Below are 4,442 nucleotides of genomic sequence, written 5' to 3'. Positions count from 1 at the left end.
TATGTGTTTGTAGCAGGTTTAAAGACTACATTTTTTGAATTTAAGTCAGGAGATTCTTTTTGTTAACGCTATATTAAAGGAAAATGGCTTTTTCCCTAAAAAATTTTATTGCCTATTGACTAGAGGGTGGCTCATATGTGTGTTATACTTTTTAATCATCTTCTTGTTTTGCCAACTGTGGTACGGTGGCTCTCACAGTCGCTTTTAGATCTTCCCCGGCTTGTTGTGGATTTTTACTATCCCAAACAATTGTAAGATGGTGGTTGGTATCAAAATGAGTTTTTTCTTCTTCAAACTTCTTTTTCTCGCACGTGTAAATAACTGGTTTTCCAAGTCCCTCGGCATAACCAGCTTCCCAATATGCACCTAGATTATCATGCGTCAAATCGGCAATAATGAAATCCGATGCTTGTATTTCAACCCGCAACCTATCATCAATAAGGCCTGCTTTTGGTACGTCACTAAGAAGTTGCAAGTCAAATCCGGTTTGTAGAGCAGCTGGTTTAAATACTTCTTCCAACATTTTATTTAATTCTTCGACTCCAAATTTCATGGCCATAAAAGCCTTTCGGTATGTTCCCTCGCCATGTTGTAACTGTTCATAATAATCCCATCCCTCAAAGGATAGAGTCACATGTGCTCTGCCAGGTGCCCTCATAGCCTCATCAAGATGACCCGTTACTAAACCAACATCAAAAAGATGACGAAGAATGAGAGCAAACCCTTCGGGTGTTTTTGCGCCCATAATGGTTCTGTGGGTACTGGGCTCAACCCACACAGTTTCACCAGGACCTTCTATATTCTCTGCCAACCAACGTATGAACAAATCTGCTTGTTCTCTGGGCTTGGGTAATGGACGTTTTAGAACTTCTTCAACGGTATTCGTATATAACTCAGGATATTTTTTGACTTTTTGCATCATCCTTATGGCATGACTTATCTTGGTGCTGGCATCTTTTTTCGTTTTCAAAGTGTGTGGTAAATCTTCCACCAAGGTCCGAGAAAAAATATATTCGCCGCATAATGGACATGAAAAATTAGTGACATCTCGCCCACCAGACCTGTCTTGCCTTTCTTTGAGTTCAGACCCGCATACCGGGCAATTATCAGCCATAGTTAAATAATTCCTTTCTGAGGTATAACGCTGCGCTTCAGCGGCGCGCGGCTTTTTGCGCGTCCGACTGAAAGCGCCTTGTTAGACGCTATGGTAAACCTTGAGCCAATGGTCGAGATCTTCACACAATTCATTAAATGAAACGCTTGATATTGCATTTGAATCAATCATTGTTCTATCCATGCGCCATTTCAAACGATCTTTTTCTTGAGGAGATAGGTTCATATCTTTTCCTATGACTATCAACCCTTGAAAGGTTGCTCTTCGACTGCCAAACGTATTTACAAAATCAGAAGTGCTTCTTTTGTCTTCAAGTTTCCAAAACCAATCAATCAATTGAGAATAGGCACCCTCAAATCGAGGTGCCCAATCAGGTGTAGCTTTTTTACCTTTTTTCTTGAATACGCTATCCATGCAACCATTCTCAAATTCTACGAGTAAATAATGGTGCATCGCTGAATCTCCTACGATAAGGTCTGCAACAAAGCTACCATCAATTGGGTATTCATGGGCAAATCTGTCAGGTGTTTTTATTTTTGGAAAATAACTGCATATCAGGATAGATAAATCTTGCCGAGTTTTAAAGAAAGGTAACACATCTTTTCTTTCAGAAAGAGACGGATTTGAAACTAACAAACTGTGAAAATTATTCCATTCATTACGGCATTGTGCCGGATTGAGTATATGGGGTTGCAGGTTTCTCATTCCTGTCCACTTTGCGCTATAAGCCGACTCAATCTATCATGATCAACAATATCTTCAACAGTACAGACATCCCCTTCAAATGACAAAATAAGCCTAAGTTTTTGTGAACCCTTATAAATATATAACTTTTTCCCAGAAAACCCTGTCGCAAGCTTACGAAACTTAGGGTCTTGACTGAAATTTACCCGATCTATAGCGGAAATGGCTGAAAGAGAGCGCAAAATTCTTTTTTGCTCAATTTTATCAAGTGAGCGGAGTGCTATTTCTGCTCGTCTCTGTATTGATATATTCATAAGTTGTCAGCCAATATACATTCAAATGTTCACGTCTAACAATTAATTATACAGACCTGTTTATCTTGTAATTTTGAATGATATCCGATCAAATAAATTAAAAATTCTTCTGGAATACCATATCAACGTCTCTAAAGCCTGTAAAGGCATTTCAAAAATTCAACTTTGGTGAAAATATAATTTATTCAGAAACGATTTGCAAAAATAACCCATATTGGAGAGTAAGCGGATCTTGGTCAAGACCCCGGAAATTATTATCCAAGAATCTGTCAAAATGTGATGTATATATTATATCGTTTAATATGGAAGAATGGCTTTTGACTTCGGTTTTAGTTCATATATTTGAATGCCAGGTGTCGGAATATTATTCTTTCCAACCACAGGATGTAGAATCAGATTTTAATTAAAAAATCAGAAGAATGCTCCTGTTATTCTGCAATTTTAGTAAGCATTAATGGTTGAGGAATATCGCCATTATTCTACAATTTTAATTTTCATCCAGCACTTCACGTATCTTCCGGGCAAGATCCTTCTTCACAATCGGCTTCATTAGGAAACCTTTAATGCCCAGAGATGCCGCCTTTTCTTCAGACATGGTTTCACTGAACCCTGTGCAAACCAATATAGGAATATCAGAGCGTATTTCGATCAACCCAGTTGCCAGTTTGTCCCCAGGCATATTCGGCATTGCCATATCGGTGATGACCAGGTCAAACTTGTCAGGGTCAGCCCAAAAAGTCTCAAGGGCTTCCACGCTGCCGGTACGTGAAGTAACTTGATACCCCAAACGTTCTAATATCTGTTTCTCCATTGCAATGATTTCCTCTTCATCATCAACCAGTAAAATTCGCTCAGTCCCGCCCTGAATTTCTATTTTTGAATGAGTTACCTGTTTTTCAGAAAGATTCTTTTCAACGGGCAGATATACATGAAATTGTGTACCTTTTCCAGGCTCGCTGTATACCTGGATAGCTCCATTCATGCTCATGACAATACCGTGAACAACAGACAATCCCATTCCAGTGCCCTTGCCTATTTCTTTGGTGGTGAAAAACGGGTCAAAGATTTTTTCTGTTAAATTTTTATTCATCCCTTTGCCTGTATCTGCTATAGTTAAACAGGCATAGGCTCCGGGTATCATATCAGGAGTTATTACGTCATACTCACCTAATTCGATTTCTTTGAGACTTACTTTTAGTTCCCCTCCGGTCTTCTCCATGGCATGATAGGCATTAGTTGCAAGATTCATTACAATCTGATGAATTTGTGTGGGATCAGCTTTGATCGCATTACAATCCGCCCTGATATAGTGCTTGATTTTAATTGTTGCGGGGATGGTTGACCTGATAAGTTTCAAGGCTTCCTTGATAATAGGCTGTGTCTTCATCAGCGTAAGTTCACTACCCTCTTGACGGGAGAATGTGAGTATCTGCTTTACCAGTTCACTGGCTCTCAAAGCACTGGTATAAATTCCGTTCAGACCCTTTAGGAACGGACTGTCTTCAGGAACATCCTCTATTAACATATCTGCATAGCCTAAAATCGGAAAAAGAATGTTATTGAAATCGTGAGCAATACCGCCAGCGAGGGTGCCGATGGCCTCCATCTTCTGGGCCTGTTGAAGTTGGGTTTCCATTTTTTTTAAATCAGTAGTATCTCTGAAAACAGTCAAGTTTGAAATAGACCCATCCTCATGAAAGATGGGCGAATAAGAAAAAATATAAGAGCGGTTGTCCTTTGGGCTGATAAATTCTTTTGTAAAATGTTCACCGTTTTGGATCTTATAGTATTGACACCATGGACATTTTTCATCCAAATCATGTAAGGCTTTGAAACAAGGCTCTCCTGTGGCATCCCGGCCTGTCCTTTTAATCATTGCAGGATTCATATATTCAATTCTATAATCAGGTGAGCAGATAGAGACCGGGTCCTCCATTGCTTCCATCATAGACCTATATTTTTCTTCGCTTTCCAATAATTCTAATTCTTTTGTCTTGAGATCAGTAATGTCCAGCGCGGTAAACGTAACCCCTTCTGATAAATTATTTAAATCAATTGGAGTGGAGCTTAATAGTACGTCAATTATTTTTCCATCTTTGCGTTTAAACTTTGTTTCAACTGTTCCAGTTCCTCTTTTTTTTATCTGTGCGTATTTTTCTTTGCCAACATATTCATATTCTTCATCTGTAGCTTACATTTCGCATATCTAAAAAATATTTTTGATGTATTGTTCAAAATTTATAGACATATCAGTTATGTTTCTTTAAATTGCCACCATTTATTCTGAAGATTTTTATAAACCCCGACAGGTACTTCTAATAGTGAGATGA

General features: G+C 38.7%; 4 protein-coding genes and 1 pseudogene. All 5 read right to left on the bottom strand.

The genetic code is table 11. From position 1 onward, the window contains the following. Nucleotides 1-151 precede the first annotated feature (151 nt). Nucleotides 152-1,114 (bottom strand): hypothetical protein, encoded by a 963-nt coding sequence (locus QAI40_RS16905; protein WP_304511907.1) that lies wholly within the window; start codon nt 1,112-1,114, stop codon nt 152-154. Between the two features lie 81 nt (nt 1,115-1,195). Beyond that, a complete protein-coding gene (locus tag QAI40_RS16900) occupies nt 1,196-1,819 on the bottom strand; it encodes a Shedu immune nuclease family protein (RefSeq protein ID WP_304511906.1) in 624 nt (207 codons plus the stop codon). Then, on the bottom strand, nt 1,816-2,112 hold the full coding sequence (locus QAI40_RS16895) for a hypothetical protein (RefSeq protein ID WP_304511905.1): 297 nt from the start codon (nt 2,110-2,112) through the stop codon (nt 1,816-1,818). The genes QAI40_RS16900 and QAI40_RS16895 overlap by 4 nt, the downstream gene beginning before the upstream one ends. 487 nt (nt 2,113-2,599) lie before the next feature. Then, nucleotides 2,600-3,718: a hybrid sensor histidine kinase/response regulator gene (locus QAI40_RS16890; RefSeq protein ID WP_442875423.1), complete on the bottom strand. Its 1,119-nt coding sequence runs from the start codon at nt 3,716-3,718 to the stop codon at nt 2,600-2,602. 45 nt (nt 3,719-3,763) lie between these two features. Continuing rightward, nucleotides 3,764-4,258 (bottom strand): annotated as a pseudogene (locus tag QAI40_RS16885) (PAS domain S-box protein); the annotation flags it as partial. Nucleotides 4,259-4,442: the final 184 nt, after the last annotated feature.

It is taken from the genome of Desulfobacula sp., from assembly GCF_030611305.1.
In the GTDB taxonomy this organism is placed as follows: Bacteria; Desulfobacterota; Desulfobacteria; order Desulfobacterales; family Desulfobacteraceae; genus Desulfobacula.
The sequence above is the reverse complement of the archived record's forward strand: the minus strand, read 5'-3'. Positions and strand labels throughout refer to the sequence as shown.

What these genes read in the sequence shown, in the direction of transcription:
- QAI40_RS16905 (WP_304511907.1), bottom strand. Translation starts at nt 1,114, where the DNA reads ATGGCTGATAATTGCCCGGTATGCGGGTCTGAACTCAAAGAAAGGCAA.
- QAI40_RS16900 (WP_304511906.1), bottom strand. Translation starts at nt 1,819, where the DNA reads ATGAGAAACCTGCAACCCCATATACTCAATCCGGCACAATGCCGTAAT.
- QAI40_RS16895 (WP_304511905.1), bottom strand. Translation starts at nt 2,112, where the DNA reads ATGAATATATCAATACAGAGACGAGCAGAAATAGCACTCCGCTCACTT.
- QAI40_RS16890 (WP_442875423.1), bottom strand. Translation starts at nt 3,718, where the DNA reads ATGGAGGCCATCGGCACCCTCGCTGGCGGTATTGCTCACGATTTCAAT.